The 19,006-nt window shown below is 64.5% G+C and carries 19 protein-coding genes and 1 tRNA gene; 10 read left to right on the forward strand and 10 right to left on the reverse strand.

Features of this window, described 5'->3' with window-relative positions:
• Window positions 1-46 precede the first annotated feature (46 nt).
• Window positions 47-1,432, reverse strand: coding sequence for an MFS transporter (locus AC0L3X_RS20525; RefSeq protein ID WP_063980313.1), 1,386 nt, complete (start codon window positions 1,430-1,432; stop codon window positions 47-49).
• A gap of 100 nt (window positions 1,433-1,532) precedes the next feature.
• Between AC0L3X_RS20525 and ggt the strand changes: the two genes are divergently transcribed.
• Together ggt and AC0L3X_RS20535 are read left to right on the forward strand one after the other, a co-directional pair.
• Entirely contained in the window at window positions 1,533-3,284 is a 1,752-nt protein-coding gene (ggt, locus tag AC0L3X_RS20530) for a gamma-glutamyltransferase (RefSeq protein WP_231143752.1), read from the forward strand.
• Between the two features lie 97 nt (window positions 3,285-3,381).
• Window positions 3,382-4,677: an MFS transporter gene (locus AC0L3X_RS20535; RefSeq protein ID WP_063980311.1), complete on the forward strand. Its 1,296-nt coding sequence runs from the start codon at window positions 3,382-3,384 to the stop codon at window positions 4,675-4,677.
• Between the two features lie 33 nt (window positions 4,678-4,710).
• Here AC0L3X_RS20535 and AC0L3X_RS20540 read toward each other — a convergent pair whose 3' ends face one another.
• On the reverse strand, window positions 4,711-5,376 hold the full coding sequence (locus AC0L3X_RS20540) for a glutathione S-transferase family protein (protein ID WP_063980310.1): 666 nt from the start codon (window positions 5,374-5,376) through the stop codon (window positions 4,711-4,713).
• A gap of 165 nt (window positions 5,377-5,541) precedes the next feature.
• Between AC0L3X_RS20540 and AC0L3X_RS20545 the strand changes: the two genes are divergently transcribed.
• The 4 genes from AC0L3X_RS20545 (at window position 5,542) to panE (ending at window position 9,324) form a co-directional block, all read left to right on the forward strand.
• On the forward strand, window positions 5,542-6,123 hold the full coding sequence (locus tag AC0L3X_RS20545) for a DUF2239 family protein (RefSeq protein ID WP_063980309.1): 582 nt from the start codon (window positions 5,542-5,544) through the stop codon (window positions 6,121-6,123).
• 89 nt (window positions 6,124-6,212) lie between these two features.
• Window positions 6,213-7,562 (forward strand): MATE family efflux transporter, encoded by a 1,350-nt coding sequence (locus AC0L3X_RS20550; protein ID WP_187387856.1) that lies wholly within the window; start codon window positions 6,213-6,215, stop codon window positions 7,560-7,562.
• 107 nt (window positions 7,563-7,669) lie between these two features.
• Entirely contained in the window at window positions 7,670-8,278 is a 609-nt protein-coding gene (locus AC0L3X_RS20555; protein ID WP_063980307.1) for a 2-hydroxychromene-2-carboxylate isomerase, read from the forward strand.
• Between the two features lie 122 nt (window positions 8,279-8,400).
• The gene (panE, locus tag AC0L3X_RS20560; RefSeq protein WP_063980306.1) at window positions 8,401-9,324 is read left to right on the forward strand and encodes a 2-dehydropantoate 2-reductase; all 924 of its coding nucleotides are present in this window, start codon (window positions 8,401-8,403) and stop codon (window positions 9,322-9,324) included.
• Window positions 9,325-9,338: 14 nt separating this feature from the next.
• Here panE and AC0L3X_RS20565 read toward each other — a convergent pair whose 3' ends face one another.
• The 4 genes from AC0L3X_RS20565 to AC0L3X_RS20580 all read right to left on the reverse strand — a co-directional run bounded on the left by AC0L3X_RS20565 (window position 9,339) and on the right by AC0L3X_RS20580 (window position 12,934).
• Window positions 9,339-9,932 carry a c-type cytochrome gene (locus AC0L3X_RS20565; protein WP_063980305.1) on the reverse strand — a complete coding sequence of 198 codons (594 nt, stop codon included), beginning with the start codon at window positions 9,930-9,932 and terminating at the stop codon, window positions 9,339-9,341.
• Window positions 9,933-10,134: 202 nt separating this feature from the next.
• Window positions 10,135-11,415, reverse strand: a complete 1,281-nt coding sequence (locus AC0L3X_RS20570) for a PQQ-dependent sugar dehydrogenase (RefSeq protein ID WP_166104978.1) — start codon at window positions 11,413-11,415, stop codon at window positions 10,135-10,137.
• A gap of 381 nt (window positions 11,416-11,796) precedes the next feature.
• Window positions 11,797-12,783 (reverse strand): NAD-dependent epimerase/dehydratase family protein, encoded by a 987-nt coding sequence (locus AC0L3X_RS20575; RefSeq protein ID WP_063980303.1) that lies wholly within the window; start codon window positions 12,781-12,783, stop codon window positions 11,797-11,799.
• A 76-nt stretch (window positions 12,784-12,859) separates the two neighbouring features.
• Window positions 12,860-12,934 (reverse strand) — tRNA-Gly (locus AC0L3X_RS20580).
• A 274-nt stretch (window positions 12,935-13,208) separates the two neighbouring features.
• Between AC0L3X_RS20580 and trxA the strand changes: the two genes are divergently transcribed.
• The gene (gene trxA, locus AC0L3X_RS20585; protein WP_063980302.1) at window positions 13,209-14,132 is read left to right on the forward strand and encodes a thioredoxin; all 924 of its coding nucleotides are present in this window, start codon (window positions 13,209-13,211) and stop codon (window positions 14,130-14,132) included.
• Between the two features lie 103 nt (window positions 14,133-14,235).
• Window positions 14,236-14,913: an LON peptidase substrate-binding domain-containing protein gene (locus AC0L3X_RS20590; RefSeq protein WP_063980301.1), complete on the forward strand. Its 678-nt coding sequence runs from the start codon at window positions 14,236-14,238 to the stop codon at window positions 14,911-14,913.
• 168 nt (window positions 14,914-15,081) lie between these two features.
• On the opposite strand, the gene AC0L3X_RS20595 is transcribed toward AC0L3X_RS20590, so the two are convergent.
• The 3 genes from AC0L3X_RS20595 to AC0L3X_RS20605 form a co-directional block, all read right to left on the reverse strand.
• The gene (locus AC0L3X_RS20595; protein WP_084794915.1) at window positions 15,082-15,675 is read right to left on the reverse strand and encodes a cytochrome b/b6 domain-containing protein; all 594 of its coding nucleotides are present in this window, start codon (window positions 15,673-15,675) and stop codon (window positions 15,082-15,084) included.
• Between the two features lie 44 nt (window positions 15,676-15,719).
• Entirely contained in the window at window positions 15,720-15,998 is a 279-nt protein-coding gene (locus AC0L3X_RS20600) for a PepSY domain-containing protein (protein WP_028150199.1), read from the reverse strand.
• Window positions 15,999-16,214: 216 nt separating this feature from the next.
• Window positions 16,215-16,565 carry a hypothetical protein gene (locus tag AC0L3X_RS20605; protein WP_063980300.1) on the reverse strand — a complete coding sequence of 117 codons (351 nt, stop codon included), beginning with the start codon at window positions 16,563-16,565 and terminating at the stop codon, window positions 16,215-16,217.
• Between the two features lie 106 nt (window positions 16,566-16,671).
• On the opposite strand from AC0L3X_RS20605, the gene AC0L3X_RS20610 reads away from it, so the two are divergent.
• Together AC0L3X_RS20610 and AC0L3X_RS20615 are read left to right on the forward strand one after the other, a co-directional pair.
• Complete coding sequence (locus tag AC0L3X_RS20610; RefSeq protein ID WP_063980299.1) at window positions 16,672-17,202, forward strand: TetR/AcrR family transcriptional regulator; 531 nt, start codon at window positions 16,672-16,674, stop codon at window positions 17,200-17,202.
• A 122-nt stretch (window positions 17,203-17,324) separates the two neighbouring features.
• The gene (locus AC0L3X_RS20615; RefSeq protein ID WP_011083431.1) at window positions 17,325-17,522 is read left to right on the forward strand and encodes a Trm112 family protein; all 198 of its coding nucleotides are present in this window, start codon (window positions 17,325-17,327) and stop codon (window positions 17,520-17,522) included.
• Between the two features lie 138 nt (window positions 17,523-17,660).
• On the opposite strand, the gene AC0L3X_RS20620 is transcribed toward AC0L3X_RS20615, so the two are convergent.
• Window positions 17,661-18,881, reverse strand: a complete 1,221-nt coding sequence (locus AC0L3X_RS20620) for a ubiquinone biosynthesis hydroxylase (protein ID WP_063980298.1) — start codon at window positions 18,879-18,881, stop codon at window positions 17,661-17,663.
• Between the last annotated feature and the right edge of the window lie 125 nt (window positions 18,882-19,006).

Here is a 19,006-nt window from a genome sequence, read left to right on the forward strand (position 1 = left end):
GCAACAGCGGCCCCGGATTGCGCTTCGCTCCATCCGGGCTACGCCACTAATCTCGCACCCGCATCAACAACCCCAGCCCCGCGACGAAAAACACCACCAGCACGGCCATGCCGGCCTTCTGGCTCGCCGTCACCGCGGTGATCATGCCGATCAGCAGCGGGCCGATGAAGGACGTTACCTTCCCCGTCAGCGCGAACAGGCCGAAATACTGCGCGATGCGATCCTTCGGCGCGAGACGGATCAGCAGCGTGCGCGAGGCGGCTTGAAGCGGGCCGCCGGCAGCGCCGATGAGACAACCCAAAACGAGATAAGCGCGCTCGGCCGCGCTCGAGAACAGGGGCGCGCCCGGAAGAGGCGGCGCAACCTTGACGAACAGGACGCTGTCCTTGTCGACCAGAAGAATCGCCGCCACCGCCAGCAACAGAACAAGCAGGCTGCCTGCGATGACGCGCTTCGGCCCGAGACCATCGTCGAGCTTGCCACCAAGCCATGCGCCAAGGGCGCCGGCAATCGCGAGCATGATGCCGAAGGTGCCGATCTGGATCGTGTGCCAGCCGAAGGTGCCGGCGGCATAGATGCCGCCGAACGCGAACAGCGACACCAGGCCGTCGGTGTAGATCATGTTGGCGAGCAGGAATGCCGCGAGCGATTTCCGCTGCGGCAGGCCCTTAATCGATTGCTTGAGATCCGACAATCCCTCGCGCAGCGCCTCGCGCACCGGATGCTTCGCCGGATAATCCGGCGTGAACAGGAACAATGGCGTCACGAAGATGATGAACCACAGCCCGGTCAGCGGTCCCACGATGCGGTCGCCCTGATGGCTGACCGGATCGAGCCCGAACAGCGGCTTGAAGCCGAGCAACGTGCGGCCGGTCTCGGGATTGGCGGCGAGGAAGCCGAGCACGATGACGAGGCTGACGATGCCGCCGATGTAACCCGTGGCCCAGCCGGTGCCGGAGAGCCGGCCGATCCGCTCAGGCGGCACCAGGGTCGGCATCATCGCGTTGTTGAAGACGGTGGCGAATTCCGCGCCGACGCTAGCGAGCGCGACCGCGGTGAGCAGCGGCGCAATGATGGTGGGATCGCCGGGCTTGCCGATCCACAGCGTGCAGGCCGCCAGCACCAGCAGTGTACCGAATCCCGCGATCCACGGCTTCCTGCGGCCCGAGGCATCGGCAATGGCGCCGAGCACCGGCGACATCAGCGCGATCGCGAGGCCTGCGGCCGCCATCGCAAAGCCCCACAACGACTGGCCGGTGGCGGCATCTGGCGCAATGCTGGTGGCGAAATAGGGTGCGAAAACAAAGGTCGTGATCAGCGTGAAATAAGGCTGCGCGGCCCAATCGAAGAAGATCCAGCTGATAACAGCGGCGCGCGGCGGATAGGTCCGCTGCGCGCCGGCCAAGCGCGCATCCGAGGCGATCGTCGTCATATTCCAGTCCCCATCACGAACAGTTTTGCCTCTGTTGGGGCAAAGCGTATAGCATTGAAGCGACGCGTGGGAACTGGCCTGAGGCCGCGACGGAAGCTTGATGATGTCGTCATATCCGACACGGCGGACATTTTTCGCCTTCATTGCCACTCTGGCGTTTGGTTTTTCGTCTGCCACCGCACAGGATGCGCGGCGAGCCTATGTCCCACCCGCGCTCGACACGGTGCACGCCGTTCCGTCCGAGCACGGCATGGTGGTGGCGCAGGAAAAGATATCGGCGCAAGTCGGCGCCGACATCCTGCGCCGCGGCGGCAACGCGGTCGATGCCGCGGTCGCCACCGGCTTTGCGATGGCCGTAACGTATCCGCGCGCCGGCAATATCGGCGGCGGCGGATTCATGGTGATCCATTCGGCCGAGCGCAACGAGGACATCACGATCGACTATCGCGAGACCGCGCCGGCTGCGACCACCCCGCAGATATTCCTCGGCGCTGACGGCAAGCCCGATGCCGCGAAGTCGCGGGATTCCGCGCTCGGCGTCGGCGTGCCCGGCACCGTCGCAGGTCTTGTGCTGGCCTTGGAAAAATACGGCTCGGGCCGGTTCACGCTGGCACAGCTGCTCGAGCCCGCGATTGGGCTCGCCCGCGACGGTTTTGTCGTCACCGACGACCTTGCCGACACGCTGCCGGGTTGGCACCGGCGGCTGGCGCGCTGGCCGTCGTCGGCCAGGATCTTCTCGCGCCCCGACGGCACACCGCTCGGCGAAGGCGACAGGCTGGTGCAGAGCGATCTCGCCGAAACGCTGTCGGCCGTCGCCGCACAGGGGCCGCGCGGCTTCTATGAGGGACCGGTCGCGGACAAGCTCGCCAAGGCCGTGACTGACGCCGGCGGCATCATGACGCCGGCCGATCTGAAATCCTATCAGGCGATGATCCGTGCCCCGGCGCACGGCACCTATCGCGGCTACGACATTGTCTCGATGCCGCTGCCTTCCTCCGGCGGCGTGGTGCTGGTGGAGACGCTCAACATCCTCGAGGGCTTTCAGCTGGCCGATCTGAAACAGGGGTCGCCGGCCTCGCTGCATCTGCTGATCGAAGCCATGAAGCGCGCCTATGCGGATCGTGCGCGCTATCTCGGCGATCCCGCCTTCGTCAATGCGCCGATCGACACGCTCACTGCAAAGGACTACGCCGCCAAGCTGCGCGCCGGCATCTCCACGGAGCGCGCCACGCCGTCGAAGCAGCTCGTCTCCGCCCCTCCCGCGCCGCGCGAGGGCACCAACACCACGCACTTTTCCGTCGTCGACGCCGGCGGCAATGCCGTCAGCAACACCACCACGCTGAATTTCAGCTATGGCGTCGGCCTGGTTGCCGACGGAACCGGCGTGCTGCTCAACAACGAGCTCGACGATTTCACCGCCGCGGTCGGCGCTTCCAACGCCTACGGCCTCGTCGGTTTCGAGCCCAATCTGCCCGGACCCGGCAAGCGGCCGTTGTCCTCGATGTCCCCGACCATCGTGCTCAAGGACGGCAAGCCGGTGCTGGTGACGGGCTCGCCCGGCGGCAGCCGCATCATCTCGACCGTGCTCCAGGTCATCGTCAACGTGCTCGACTACAAGATGGATGTGGCCGCCGCCGTCGCTGCGCCGCGGCTGCATCACCAATGGCTGCCGGACGAGGTGCGTATCGAGAGCGGCTTTCCCGGCGATGTGCTGTTCGAGCTGAAGGCGATGGATCACCTCATCGTCGAGCCGATGGGACAGACCTCGGCCAATTCGATTCTGGTGACGCCGAACGGTCCACTCGGCGCGCCGGATCCGCGTACCCGCGGCGCGGAAGCCGCGGGACAGTAGTCTCGCCGTTGCATGGCACGGCAGCGCGCGCCTGCTTGCGCGGGCTGCCCTGCGTGCTACCACCGCGCAGCTTTAAGGAACCGCCGGGGAAACGCACATGAGCACAGCCGATCCGACCCAGCGCATTGAGCGCGCGGAGATCGAAGACACCAGCCTTCTCGCCTTCTATCGCGACATGAACGCGCCGGAGCGGCGGACGTTCTGGGCCTGCGCCGCGGGCTGGGCGCTCGACGGCATGGACTTCATGATCTATCCGCTGGTGATCGGCACCATCATCGCGCTGTGGAAGGTCGATGCGGCCTCGGCCGGACTCGCCGGCACCGTGACACTGCTGGCCTCCGCAATCGGCGGCTGGCTCGGCGGCTATCTCTCCGATCATATCGGACGTGTCAGGACGCTCCAGATCACCATCATCTGGTTCTCGTTCTTCTCGCTGGTCTGCGCGGTCGTGCAGAATTTCGACCAGCTCCTGATCGCACGCGCCGTGCTCGGCCTCGGCTTCGGCGGCGAGTGGGCGGCGGGCGCCGTGCTGATGGGCGAGGCGATCCGGCCGCAATATCGCGGACGCGCAGTCGGTTCGGTGCAGTCGGGCTGGGCGGTCGGCTGGGGTCTCGCCGTGCTGTCGCAGGCAATCCTGTTCTCGGCTTTGCCGCCGGAGACGGCGTGGCGCTGGATGTTCGTGATCGGCGCACTGCCGGCGCTGCTGGTGTTCTACATCCGCCGCTCCGTCACCGAGCCGGAGATCGCGGCCGAGGCCCGCGCAAAACAGGCCGCGAGCGGCGATCGTCCGGCGCTCTGGGAAATCTTCTCCGGCCCGATCCTGAAGACCACGATCCTGGCCTCGCTGATGGCGACGGGCTGCCAGGGCGGCTACTACGCCGTCACCTTCTGGGTGCCGCAGTTCCTGACCAAGGAGCGGCATCTGTCGATCGTCGGTTCGACCGGCTATCTCTCGACGCTGATCATCGGCTCTTTCATCGGCTATCTCGTCGGGGCCTGGCTCGCGGATCGCATCGGCAGGCGCAATCTGTTCCTGATCTTCTCGATCGGCGCCATGGCCGTGGTGCTGCTCTACACGCAGCTGCCGCTCACCAACGAGATCCTGTGGGTGCTCGGCTTCCCGCTGGGCTTCTTCGCCTCGGGCTATTTCTCAGGGATCGGCGCGTTCCTGACCGAGCTCTATCCGACGCGGCTGCGCGGCTCCGGCCAGGGCTTCTGCTACAATTTCGGCCGCGGCATCGGCGCGCTGTTTCCGTTCCTGGTCGGCGCGCTCTCGGCGACGACGTCGCTCGCAAATGCGATCGCGATGTTCGCGGTGGTGGCTTACGTGCTGTTCTTCATTGCCGCCTTCGCGCTGCCGGAGACGCGCGGGCGCGTGCTGCACGCGGACTAGTCCGGCGTTATCACCCCGGGGCGGTGAGGAACCTTACCGTCCCACCTGGTACGGCCCGCCCTTTTCCAGCGCTCTGGCGTAGGCCGACCGCGCGTGGATGCGCTCCAGGAATGCCATCGCCTTTGGATGGCCGAGCTCGAGCCCGCCACGCGCTTGCGCGGCTTCGAGCGGGAAGCTCATCTGGATATCGGCGGCGGTGAACTCGCTGCCGGCGAACCACTCGCTCTTGCCGAGCTCGCCTTCCCAATAATCCATGTGCTGCTTGAGCTGCGGATTGACCAGCGCGGTGAGCGCCTGGTTCGAGACCTTGCGCACCAGTGGGCGAAGCAGCGCGGGTGCGCGCTTCGGCATCAGCGTGAACAGCAGCTTGAGCAGCAGCGGCTGCATCGCCGAGCCCTCCGCATAGTGCAGCCAATAAGTGAAGCGCAGCCGCTCCGGCGTGTTCGGCGGCGGAATCAGCCGGCCGTTGCCGTAGGTCGCAATGAGATATTCGATGATCGCGCCTGACTCGGCGATGGTGTTGCCGTTGTCGGTGATGACGGGCGACTTGCCGAGCGGATGGATGGCGCGCAGCTCCTTCGGCGCGCGCATATCCGGCTGGCGCTGATAGCGCACGATCTCGTAGGGCACGCCCAACTCCTCGAGCAGCCACAGCACCCGCTGCGAGCGGGAATTGTTGAGGTGGTGAACGGTCAGCATCGTTGAGGTCCCCAGGCTAGGCGTGGTCGGTCGGCCGCGCCGTTCGTGCCAGCCCGGGAACACAATGTCGAGCCATCCAGACGGATAATTTCACCCGGGTATATTGACGTCAGCAATTTACCCGGATATTAAAAGGCCAACGTCATCAATATGGCAATGATTTCAATGCAACGGACTTTCACTGCGTTCCAGGGCCATCGCCGCCTGGCGTCCGGGCCAGCGGGAGAGATCGCGCTGGTCGTCAAGCGGATCACGCCACCGCCGGACGAGCCCATCATCATCTTCGAGGACAGCACGGGCCGACCGATCGACTTCGATCTGCGCGGCGGGGATCGCGAGGTGCTGGCGCGGGTGGCAAAGCTTGTCCCGCCACCGGTCGAGGAGTCCGCGCCACCGAGCGAGCCGCGCGGGCGCGGCCGGCCGAAGCTCGGCGTGGTCGCGCGCGAGGTGACGCTGCTGCCGCGGCACTGGGAGTGGCTCGGAGCCCAGCCGGGCGGCGCCTCGGTCGCGCTGCGAAAGCTCGTCGACGAGGCAAGACGCGTAAGCGGCGACAAGGACCGCGAGCGGCAGGCGCGCGATGCGGCCTATCACTTCATGTTGACCATGGCGGGTAATCTGCCGCAGTTCGAAGAAGCGTCGCGCGCCCTGTTCGCGGACGACCGGCGGCGCTTCACCGGACTGATCGCCGACTGGCCGGTCGACGTCCGCGACCACATCGTCAAGCTCGCCTACAGCGACCGCGCTTAGGCGCAGCACTTTCTCTCACCCCATCGACGGCCGAGCCGCGCGCGCATCGCGCGGCAACGGCTTCGCACGCCCCGATGAAAGGCCTATCCATGTCCGCGCCAAAGCCGCTCTGGACGACATTCCTCCGCTTCCTCGCGCCGCTGGTGCTGAGCAACGCGCTGCAATCGCTGTTCGGGACCGTCAGCAACGTCTATCTCGGCCAGATGATCGGCGTCGACGCGCTCGCAGCGGTGTCGGCGTTCTTCCCGGTGATGTTCTTCCTGTTCGCCTTCGTCATGGGCCTGAGCACCGGCGCCACTGTGCTGATCGGCCAGGCCTTTGGCGCTGGCGAGCATGGCAGGATCAGGATCGTCGTCGGCACGACGCTCGCGATCGGCCTGCTGCTCTCGCTTTCGGTTGCATTGGTCGGCGGCTTCTTCAGCCGGCAATTAATGACGATGCTCGCGACGCCTCCGGACATCCTCGACCAGGCGAGTGCCTATGCGCGCATCATGCTGCTCACCATGCCGCTCGGCTTCGTCTTCCTGCTGATGACGGCGATGATCCGCGGCGTCGGTGATGCCGTGACGCCGCTGCTGGCGTTGGCCTTGTCGACCACCATCGGACTGATCCTGACGCCGATGCTGATCCGCGGCGCGTTCGGGATACCTGCCGCCGGAATCACCAGTCCGGCCTGGGCGGCAGCGATTTCCAACGCACTGACACTCATCGCACTGGCCGTCTATCTGCTGCGGACGAAGCATGCACTGGCACCGGATGCCGCGCTGCTGCGTCATCTGCGGCTCAATCGTGCCGTGCTCGGAAAGATCCTCGGCATCGGACTGCCGAGCGCGGTCGGCATGGTGGTGATGGCAGTCGCCGAGCTGGTGCTGCTCGGGCTCGTCAATGGCTTTGGATCGGATGCCACCGCCGCGTATGGCGCAGTCAACCAGGTGATGGGCTACACGCAGTTCACGGCAATGTCGATTTCGATCGCGGTCTCGATCCTCGGCGCGCAGGCCATCGGCGGCGGCAACAGGGCGCTGCTCGATGGCATCGTGCGCACCGGCCTCCTGTTCAACATTGTCCTGACCGGCGGGCTGGTGGGGCTGATCTATCTGGCGCCGCGGGCCGTGCTCGGCCTCTTCATCACCGACAGTGCCGTACTCGACCTCGCCGGGGGACTGCTTCACATCGCACTGTGGAGCTCGGTGCCGTTCGGCTTGGCCACCGTGTTTTCCGGAGCCATGCGCGCGGCCGGCGTCGCCTTGACGCCAATGCTGCTCTCGATCTTCGCCATTGTCGCAATCGAGCTGCCGGCCGCTGTGATCCTGAGCCGCACGATCGGCCTGAAAGGTGTGTGGGCCGCCTATCCGATCGTGTTCTGCGCCATGTTCGTTTTGCAGATGGGCTATTACCTCACGGTGTGGCGCAGGCGCGCGATCCAGCGTCTGATCTGACCGGATCATCAAGATATTATGGCCATCATTAAACGGTGGACCCGTGGCGCGCCCTGCGCCACAATGGATGAAAAGCCAGATCAAAAGCCAGGTCAGGGAGAACGATTTTGACCCGCACAGCCCCGCAATTCCTGTTCGATTTCGGCAGCCCGAACGCCTATCTCAGTCATCTCGCGATCCCGGCGATCGAGCAGCGCATCGGCGTCAAATTCGAGTACGTGCCGATCCTGCTCGGCGGCATCTTCAAGTCGACCAACAACAAGTCGCCGGCCGAGACGCTCGCCGGCATCAAGAACAAGCGCGAATTCCAGGCGGTCGAGACCGAGCGCTTCGTCAAGCGCTTCAAGGTCCAGCCCTATGTCATGAATCCGTTCTTCCCGGTCAACACGCTGAACCTGATGCGCACGGCGATCGCGGCACAGGCGGAGGGCGTGTTCGAAAAGTATGTCGAGGCCGCCTTCCACCACATGTGGCGCGAGCCGAAGAAGATGGACGACCCGGAAGTCGCGGCGAAGGCGCTGGCGTCCTCCGGCCTCGATGCCCAAAAACTGTTCGCGCGTGCCCAGGAGCCAGAGGTCAAGGGCAAGCTGATCAAGAACACCGAGGACGCCGTTGCCCGCGGTGCGTTCGGCTCGCCGACCTTCTTCGTCGGTAACGAGATGTTCTTCGGCAAGGAGCAGCTGCGCGAGGTCGAGGAGATGGTGTCGGGAAAGTGAAGCGCGCGAATGGCGCCTAGCGAATAGCGAGTGGAAATCGCGCCTGCTATTCGCTACTTCCTGTTCGCCATCCGCCAAAAATAAAGCCAAGTATAAAGCCAGGAATAAAACGGAGTTCTCCCATGCGTATCCTCGTGGTCGGCGCCGGCGCCATCGGCGGCTATTTTGGTGGCAGGCTGTTACAGGCCGGCCGCGACGTCACCTTCCTGGTCCGGCCGCGGCGCGCCAGCGAGCTCGCGAGCGCCGGCCTCGTCATCAAGAGCCCGAACGGCGACGTGACGCTGAAGAATCCGCCGACCGTTCAGGCCGACGCGCTCAAGGAAAAGTTCGACGTCGTGCTCTTGAGCTGCAAGGCGTTCGACCTCGACGACGCCATCAACTCGTTCGCGGCCGCGGTCGGGCCTGATACGGCGATCATCCCCATGCTCAACGGCATGAAGCATCTCGACACGCTCGACGAAAAATTCGGCAAGGAGCGCGTGCTCGGCGGCCTCTGCGCCATCGCGGCGACCCTGAACGAGAAGCGCGAAGTGGTGCAGCTCCAGCCGATGCAGTCGCTCAGTTACGGCGAGCGCGACGGCAAGCTCTCGGACCGGGTCAAGGCGATCGACGAGGCCTTCAAGAGCGGCATCAATGGCGCCGCCGCCAGCCAGAACATCATGCAGGACATGTGGGAGAAGTGGGTGTTCCTGTCTTCGCTCGCCGCAAGCACCAGCCTGATGCGCACCTCTGTCGGCAACATCCTCGCGGCCCCCGGCGGCAGGGACTTTTTGCTCGGCATGCTGGACGAGACCAGCGCGATCGCCACCGCGTCGGGCTACACGCCGGGCGGCCCGTTCTTCGAGCGCGTGAAGGGCAACCTCACCACCGAGGGATCGCCGATGACGGCATCCATGTTCCGCGACATCAAGGCGGGCCTGCCGGTCGAGGCCGATCACGTCGTCGGCGATCTCATCGCGCGCGCCGACGCCGCCAAGGTGCCGGTGCCGAAGCTGCGCATCGCGTATACGCATCTGAAGGCGTATGAGAGGCAGCGGGCGGGGTAGCTCCAAGCTCCGCGTTACTTGAAATACGCGAGATAGTGCGAGACGGCGGTGATTTCCTCATCGCTCATGTGATAGGCGACATCGGCCATCGCAGCACCACCGCCGCCGACGCGCTGGCTGCTCTTGTAGTCGTGCAGCGCCTTGACGAGGTATTCCTCGCGCTGGCCGGCGAGCCGCGCAACCGCCTTGGTGCCGGCGAAGCTATCCGTATGGCACGAGGCGCAGCGGCGGCCGACGGCGACTTGCGCGCCTTTTTTCGACAGGTCCGGATCCCCGTCTTCCGCGGCCTTCGGCGGCGTCATCTGCGCGAAATAGGCGCCGAAATTGCGGATGTCCTCGTTGGTGATCTCCTCGGCGATCGGCTGCATCTGGTCGTTCTTGCGCGAGCCGGCGCGGAAGAACACGAGCTGCCACTGGATGAATTGATCGGGCTGGCCGGCCAGCGAGGGGATGTTCTCCGTCTGCGAAATGCCGTTCTCGCCGTGACAGCCGGAGCAGACGGCGGCCTTCTCCTGGATCGCGGCATTATCGGCCGCCTCGGCTCGGACGAATGCAAGTGCTGCTAGCGAAAGCGTCACAGACAGAATTCCAAACCGAACGGCTCGCATGGTTGATTTCTCCGACTGTCATTGCCGGGCTTGACCCGCCTGCTTGGCGTAGGCCCGGCAATCCATCCTGTTTGCAAAGAGGTTTCTCGTTTGATGGATGCCCGGATCAAGTCCGGGCATGACGAACGCGTTCCGCTGCAAGCCTGTCACAAACAAACGAGGCTGCGACCGTCATCCGGTCGCAGCCTCGTGTCGTCCTACGCTACTTCTTGCTGTAGCTGATGCGATAGATCGCGCCGGCCCAGTCGTCGGCGACGAGGATCGAGCCATCCTTGGCGAGGATGATGTCGTTGGGACGGCCGAGATAGCCCTGGTCGCCCTCGATCCAGCCGGAGGCGAACACCTCCTTCTTGGCGTTCTTGCCGTCGGGGCCGACGATCACGCGCGTGATATTGCCGCCCTGGTACTTGTGACGATTCCAGGAGCCATGCTCGGCGATCAGGATGTTATTCTTGTACTCGGCGGGGAATTGATCGCCGGTATAGAACTTCATACCGAGCGGAGCGACATGCGCGCCGAGGTTCAGCACGGGCGGCGTGAACTCGGAGCACTTGTGACCCATCGCGAACTTCGTATCCAGCAGGTCGCCCTGGTGGCAGTAGGGATAGCCGAAATGCTCGCCGATCTTCGAGATCATGTTCAGCTTGTCTGAGGGCAGATCGTCGCTGATCCAGTCGCGCGCGTTCTCGGTGAACCAGTATTTGCCGGTGCGCGGATCGACGTCCCCGCCGACCGAGTTGCGAACGCCGAGCGCGTAGATCTCGGCGTTGCCGGTCTTGGGATCGACGCGGCGGATCTGCGAGACACTAGTCGGGGGCACGCCGACGTTGAAGGGCGGTCCGAACGGCAGGTAGAACCAGCCTTCCTTGTCGACCGCGATGTACTTCCAGCCATGCGCGGCATAGGAGGGCATGTCGTCATAGACGACCTTGCCGTCGCCGAGCTTGTCGAGATTGGCTTCGGCGTTGTCGTAACGGATCAGCTTGTCGACCGCGATGACGTAGAGCGCGCCATCCCTAAAGGCGAGACCGGTGGGCATGTTCAGCCCCTTCAGGATGGTCTTGACCTCTTTCTTTCCGTTGTTGTCCTTGATGGCATAGACGTTGCCGAGGCCGAACGAGCCAACGAACAGCGTGCCCTTGTCACCCCAGGCCATCTGCCGCGCGGCGAGAACGCCGGGCGCATAGACTTCGATCTTGAAGCCGGCCGGCAGCTTGATCTTCTTCATCATCGCGGCGAGCTCGGCCTCCGACGCGCCGGTCGGCGGGCCTGATGGCGGCGCGAGGCCCTTCTGCGCCTCGGTCTCGTCGCCGAGGAACCAGTCGTCCGGCGGATGGGTCCAGAACTCCTTGGTGCCGGATTCGTATTTCTTCAGCTGGCGGTTCTTGTCCTGCTGTTGCGCGCTGACTGCGCTTGTCCCCGCGAGAAGGGCAACCGCTGCAAGCGCCAGGACGGATTGAAAGACGGATTGATGGAATTTCATCACGTCACTCCCCTAAGGCAGCCGTCAGGGCTGCACGTTATTTTGTTTTGCTAGTCGAGAGGCGAAGTTCGGAGTCTGTCAGGACGACAGACGCAAAAAGGTTAGCACATCTGCGGACGGTGAGAAGCGCGTCGGGAGCACTGCAGTCAGACTCAATAGAAATTGAGACTGAACGCCACGAAGATTTGCACGGCGACGATCACGGTCTCGCTGCAACGCGGAATCAAAAAATGGTGCGTGACTGATTTGCAGGCAGCAGGAAGAGCGGTCGCACAAAATTGCGAAAACAACCCCATGCACAGTAGAACGGCTCACCCCGGTCTGCTCCCGGTGACGCCGGGCAGACATTTGATGCGTCGAGCAAAACGGCAAAGACGGCGATTACGAGGCGACGGGATAGGGTCCGTCGTCGAATACCGTGTCGTGATAGCCTTTCGACCCGATCTCGCGTGCCAGCGTGCTGCGAAAATCCGTCCCATCGCGCAGGCTGTTCAGGACATGCGCGAAGTCGAATTCGGGCCGCCAGCCCAGCTCGTGCCGCGCACGGTCGTTGACATAGACGCGGTCGATCTCGGGGAATAGCCGCCATCCGCGCGCCGCATAGAGCTGCGCGCAATCCGGGTAGAGCTCGCGCACGACACCGGCCGCGTCGCGCGCGAGCGCCGCGAGATGACGGGGCTCGAACGGGCTCGTCGCGGAGATGATGTAACGGGCAAAACCGATCTTCGGCGCGCGCTCGACGCCGAGGAGATGGGCGCTCACCGCGTCCGCTATATCCAGCCGTCTATAGAGCAGCTCGTTGGCCTGTGCGTTGTCCAGCGGGTAAGCCGAGCGCATCGCGGGATCGTCATCGTCCTCAGGGAAGAAGCGCGAGGTCCTCAAGATCACGACGGGCAGGCCGCGCTCGCGAAAGAACAGCTCGCACAGAGTCTCGGCCATCAGCTTGGTCGTGCCGTAGATGTTCTTCGGCACCGGCGCCAGATCCTCGGTGACCCACACCGCAGCCTGTCCGGCTCCGGGTCGAAGCTGCGAGCCGAATGCGCTGGTGGTGCTGGTGAAGACGAAGCTGCGCACGCCAGCGGCTAGGGCCGCCTCGAGCAGATTGAGCGTGCCGGTGACGTTGGTGTCGACAAAATCCTGCTTGCCGTGGGTCGCCACATGCGGCTTGTGCAGCGTCGCGGTGTGGATCACGGCGGTGACGCCCTCCATCTGGCGCCGCACGAAATCGGGATCGACGATCGAGCCGACGGCATCGGTGAAGGGCGATGGCTTCAGATCGATTCCACGCGCGGGGAAACTGCGTCCCCGGAGCATACGGAGAACGGCCTCCCCAAGGTGGCCCGCGCTGCCCGTGACCAGAATTGTCATTTGAGACCCAATACAGCCGCCAGCGGCGTGGAAAACCACGGCCCGACCCGGTTTGGCTGGATGCGTTGGGAAAAATTGGAGCGGGCGAAGGGGCTCGAACCCTCGACCCCGACCTTGGCAAGGTCGTGCTCTACCACTGAGCTACACCCGCATCCTGTGTCGGTCGCATGACGCGCCGGCAACGGCTGTCGTATGCCAAAAGCGGACGGCGAATGCAACAGCTACCGGCAGCATAGATTCGCAATTGAAGGGCCATATGGACCCCGAACGCGGCCAAATCGCCCGAAAACGTCCCGGAAGCGACGAATCGGCCCTGATGGATTGAAATTCGGCCCATTCGGCCCAATCTAGGAGCCGACAACGAAGCATATGATTTGGCGACGTGCTAAAGAGCCGCCATTCCAGACATCAGACGAGGGGATCCCGTGACGATCATCGACCAGGGTAACGGAGCGGCGGGCGCGGCCGCGGCCGATTTGATCAAGGACACCACCACCCAGACCTTCGTGAAGGACGTCATCGAGGAATCGAAGCGCCAGCCGGTGCTGATCGACTTCTGGGCGGAGTGGTGCGGCCCCTGCAAGCAGCTCACGCCCGTATTGGAAAAGGCGGTCAAGGCGGCCAAGGGCAAGGTCAAGCTGGTCAAGATGAACATCGACCAGCATCCGGCGATCCCGGGCCAGATGGGCATCCAGTCGATCCCGGCCGTGATCGCCTTCGTCAACGGCCAGCCGGCCGACGGCTTCATGGGCGCAGTGCCGGAGAGCCAGGTCAACGCCTTCATCGAAAAGGTGACCAAGGGCGTGACGGCGCCGGGCGAGCCCAATATCGCCGAGATCCTGCAAGAGGCCGAGGCGGTGCTCGCCGAGGGGGACGCCGCCGCCGCGGCGCAGATCTATGCCGAGGTGCTGCAGCACGATTCGACCAACATCGCGGCCCTTGCCGGACTCGCGAAATGCTACGCCGTCTCCGGCGCGATGGAGCAGGCCAAGCAGACGCTGGCGATGGTGCCGGAATCCAAGCGCAACGACCCCGCCGTGAAGGCCGTGCAGACCGCGATCGATCTCGCCGAGCAGGCGGAGCAGCTGGGGCCGGTGGCCGAGCTGGAACAGAAAGTCGCCGCAAACCCGCTCGATCATCAGGCACGCTTCGACCTTGCGACCGCGCTGAATGCGCAAGGCAACCGGGCGGCGGCCACCGAGCAGTTGCTGGCGATCATCAAGCGCGACCGCAAGTGGAACGACGACGGCGCCCGCAAGCAGCTCGTGCAATTCTTCGAGGCGTGGGGTGGCACGGATGATGCTACCGTCGAGGGACGAAAGCGCTTGTCGACGATCCTGTTTTCGTAAGGGTTATTGTTGGAGCATGATCTTGTCGGAAAGCCGCTTCACACTTTGCGCTAACGCGGCCCTCCGGGTCCGGATCATGCTCTAGCGGTCTAGCGGGGTCCAGATGCCGATCAACATCGAATATCGCGGCCCCGCCGACCTGCCGGAGATCATTCCGGTATTTCCGCTGCCGGGCGCGCTCTTGCTCCCGCGCGGCCAGATGCCGCTCAACATCTTCGAGCCGCGTTACCTTTCGATGGTCGACGATTCCTTGCGCGACGGCCATCGCCTGATCGGCATGATCCAGCCCGACATCGCGCACTCGCCGAAGAATTCCGACAGGCCGGCGCTGTTCCGCGTCGGCTGCGTCGGCCGCATCACCCAGCTCGCCGAATCCGGCGACGGCCGCTACCTCCTCGAGCTCACCGGCGTCTCGCGCTTCAAGGTGGTCAAGGAGCTCGAAGTGCTGACCGCCTACCGCCAGTGCAAGGTGGACTTCTTCACCTTCGTCGACGACTTCACCGCGCGCATGGGCGAGGACGAGGTCGATCGCGAGGCGCTGCTGACCGTGCTGGCGGATTTCCTGAAGGCCAACAATCTCAAGGTCGACTGGGAAGGCGTCGAGAGCGCGCCTAACGAAGCGCTCGTCAACGCGCTGGCGATGATGTCGCCCTATGGCCCCGCGGAAAAGCAGGCCATGCTGGAGGCGCCGGATTTGAAGACCCGCGCCGAAATCCTGATCGCGGTGACCGAGATGGATCTCGCCAAGAAGCGCACCAGCGGCGATCCGCCATTGCAGTGAGGGGCGCGCTGCCGCGTCACGCTCCGTCATGCCCGGGCATAGCCGTCCGAAGGACGGCGTCGCTTCGCTCGCCGATGACCCGGGCATCCACGTCTGAGAGGCACAAAAGAACGTGGATGGCCGGGACAAGCCCGGCCATGACAAGGAGAGAGCGCCGCCTCAAAAACCCTATTGATGATGGCGGATGCGCTTGCGTCCGGTGAACATCGCGCGGATCAGGTTCTCGCGCTGGAGAAGCCCCATCAGCACGACGCCCAGCACGTGTACCACGGCCAGCACGATGACGGCGTCGGATGCAATCGCGTGGGTATCCTCGACCCACCACAGGCCGAAGAAGGTGACGGTCACCGACATCGCCCCCGTGATGGCCGAGATGGCGATCGCCAGCAGCAGCGCTACCAGCATCAAGGTGCCGGCTGGATTGAGGCCGATATAGCGGCCGGTCATGCCGCGGCGTAGATTCCAGAGATAGTGTGGCGCGACCCGAAGCCGGACGCCGACCATGCGGAAGCGCGAATAGCGGCTTCCCCAAAAACCCCAGACCAGGCGGAAGGCGAGAAGCCCGAGCACCGTATAGCCGACGATGCGGTGAAGGGTATCGTAGACGGAGGGCGTGAACCACGCGGCCAAGATGCTGACCGCGAGGGCCCAGTGCCAGAGGCGTAGCGGGAGGTCCCAGACTGCGACCGTCCGCGAAGCCGTTCGATCCGCGGGGGTCCCGTCGGACGCCCCGCGCGTTTCTGGCACCGCTTCGTCGATCAAGCCGTGACTATCCTCAAGCCTTGCTCAAGCCCTTGCTTGAAACCTTACTTGGCAACCGTCTTCTTCAGGCTAAGATCTTCCGGGCTGTAGAACAGCTCGTAGAGCTTGCCTTCCTTGACGCCGTAGACCTCATAGCACGAGCCTTCGATCTTGGAGCGCCGCACTTCGTAACCCAGCGCCTTGGCCTTGGCTTCGGCTTCGGCGGCCGGCTTCCACGACGCCTTGTCGAGCTTGGTGCAATCCTTGAACCCGTCGGCCATGGCCGCCGAGCTCATACCCATGCCGACCGTCAGTGCAATTGCAACAACACGAATGACCTTCACGAACGTCTCCTCCTCTGTCGTGTGCGCGCGTGGCGCGAAGCGGGAGCGAGGGAAGCAAAGGCGATGATGAAGTCAATCCGGTTTGGACGCGGATGGCTTTAGAGTTATTCTAACGATCCGGAAAAGATCAGTTGGCTCCGTAGGCAGCAGGCATTTGAGCGGCCGCTGCGGCCTTACGCCTCACGGTTTGACGGCCGGCATTCTGGGCGCGGCACCTCAATAGCCGGCAACCGCCATCGCAACGACGGCACTGAGCGCCATCCAGCCGAAATGCCGGCCGCGCGTGGCCCACGCGTTGGCGACAGCCGAGAAACCGAACACACAGACCATGGTGATGACGATCCAGCGGCGCGCCAGCTCCGAGTCCATCCAGGGCGCCGCGATCAGGAGCACACCACCACCGATCCAGGCGACGGTCGAGGCCTGCCAGACCAGGCGAATTAGGGTGCGGAGCCGTTCCGGCTCGATGCGGGCGCGGGCAAAGACCTTGGTCTCGCCGAGAACACCATGGATGAGGGCCACGGCAATGGCCACGACGCCGGAGCACTGGAGCAAGAGATCACGCATCGGCACAGCTCCCTGAAGCTTCGTCCATACAGTTGTGTATAGTGAGATAGGCGCTGGCCCGCCGCCTGTCAATACACTAGTGTATGGCCAATTTCCGGAACCGGTCATGACCGAACAACTCTCCGCCGACGACTGGATCAAACAGGGCCTGAAGGCGCTGGCCAAGAACGGCTTCACGGCCCTGAAAGCCGATCGGCTCGCAAAGGCGATGGGCGTCTCGCGCGGCAGCTTCTATTGGCATTTCGCCGATCTCGGCGCGTTCCACGCCGAAGTCCTGAAGCGCTGGCGCGAGATCGCGGCCGAACAGATCATCGCCGACGTCGAGGCCGCCGGCGACGAGCCGCTGAAGGCGCTGCTGCGGAGATCCTTTGGCGCGCGGCTCGACCTGGAGCGCGCCGTGCGCAGCTGGGCGGCGTTCGATACGGCCGCGCAAGGCGCGGTCCGCGCGATCGACCGCCGCAGGATCGACTATATCGAGACGCTGCTTGCGATGCGGGGCCTTGAGCCGGCGAAGGCGCAGGCCCGCGCGCAGATCCTGTACTGGACATTCCTGGGCTTTGCCTTGTCGGGCACGCCGGTACCGGCGGCACGGCTCCAGGGCCTGCTCGACGAGATCATGCGGATGGTCTCTGCCTAGATTCTTGTTTTGACGCGTTTTCTTTATGCGAGCCGGTACCCACTTCGCTCGAAAACGCTCTGGTGGCGCAATGGGCGGCCGCGATTTTCTGTGCTAGAGGCAAGCGATCTTCGGAGACCCCAATGAACGCGCCCACCGAACGCCCCGAAACCAGCGTCGATCCCAAATTGCTGGAGATCCTGGTCTGCCCGCTGACCAAGGGTCCGCTGGAGTTCGATTCCGCAAAGCAGGAGCTGATCTCGCGCAGCGCCAAGCTGGCCTACCCGATCCGCGACGGCATCCCGATCATGCTGCCGGAAGAGGCGCGCAAGATCGATTGATCAGGCGGCCCTCATGGTGAGGAGGCGCGATAGCGCCGTCTCGAACCATGAAAGCCCGGCTCTCTCACCTCGGCCTTCATCCTTCGAGACGCGCGCAAGCGCGCTCCTCAGGATGAGGAGTTAGAGCTTGCGCGATTGCTACAACGCCTCACCTTTCAGCAACCGCGGGATCTCACCGGTCAAACCAGCGGCCTGGCGGATGAAGAGGTTCTTCAGCGGCGGGGCGCGGTCGACGAGGCCGAGGCCGATGTCGCGCACCGTGCGCAGCAGCGTCGACTGGTTGGAGAACAGGAAGTTCAGCGAGTTGGTGGCAACGCCCATCGCCATGGTGTCGAAGCGGCGCCAGCGCTGATAACGTTCGAGCACGTCGACGCCGCCGAGATCCATGCCGAGCCGCGCGGCATCGACCACGACTTCGGCCAGTGCTGCGACATCCTTCAGCCCCATGTTGAGGCCCTGGCCCGCGATCGGATGGATGACATGCGCGGAATCGCCGACCAGCGCGAGACGCTCGGCGATGAAGGAGCGCGCCACGAAATAGGACAGCGGGAACGCACGCGGCTTGTCGAGCGCCTTGACCTCGCCGAGATGCAGGCCGAACCGGCGCTCGAGCTCGCCGTGGAACTCCTCGTCGCTCAACGCGATGATGCGCGCGGCCTCGCTGCGGCGCTCGGTCCACACCAGCGAGGATCGTTTTCCGGAGAGCGGCAGAATCGCGAAGGGACCCGCGGGCAGGAAGTGCTCCTCGGCGCGGCCGTCGTGATCGCGCTCATGGCCGACGGTGACGACGATGCCGGATTGATCGTACTCCCAGCCATGGGTGACGATACCGGCGCGCTCGCGCAGTTTCGACCGCGCGCCATCGGCGGCGACCAGCAGGCTTGCCGCAATCACGCTGCCGTCGCCAAGCGTCACGTCGACGCCTTCCGGGCGCGCGTCATAAGACGCGACCGTCGTGGCGCGGAGATCGATGCCCTCGGCTTCGGCCCGCACCACCAGCGCGTCGATCAAACGGCGGTTCTCGACCATATGCGCAAACGGTTCGCCCGGCGCGACATCGCCGGCAAAGTTCAGAAAAACCGGACGGGTGGCGTCTTCCAGCTTTGAATCGGTGACGACCATGTCGAGGATCGGCTGCGCCTCGCCCCTGACGGCGTCCCAGGCGCCGATGGCCTCGAACAGGCGGCGGCAGGCGGCCACGATCGCGGTCGCGCGCGGGTCGCGGCTCGGACGGGTCGCGAGCGCGGGGTCGGCGACGATGACGGGAATCTCGGGCCCGAGCCCCTGGCGCAGCGCCAGGGCCAGCGCGAGGCCGGCAAACGCGCCGCCACCAATGACAATGCTACCCTGTACCGGCATACCAAATTCCTGGTTCACACTTCGGCTTTTCCAGGCCTTGCTAGCAGACTTGAGGTGGGCGAAACAGTGCGGTGAAACAAGGGCGCAACTGCCTCATTCCGTCATTCCGGGGCGCGCAAAAGCGC

The sequence above is a fragment of the Bradyrhizobium sp. MI1.7 genome (assembly GCF_055811795.1).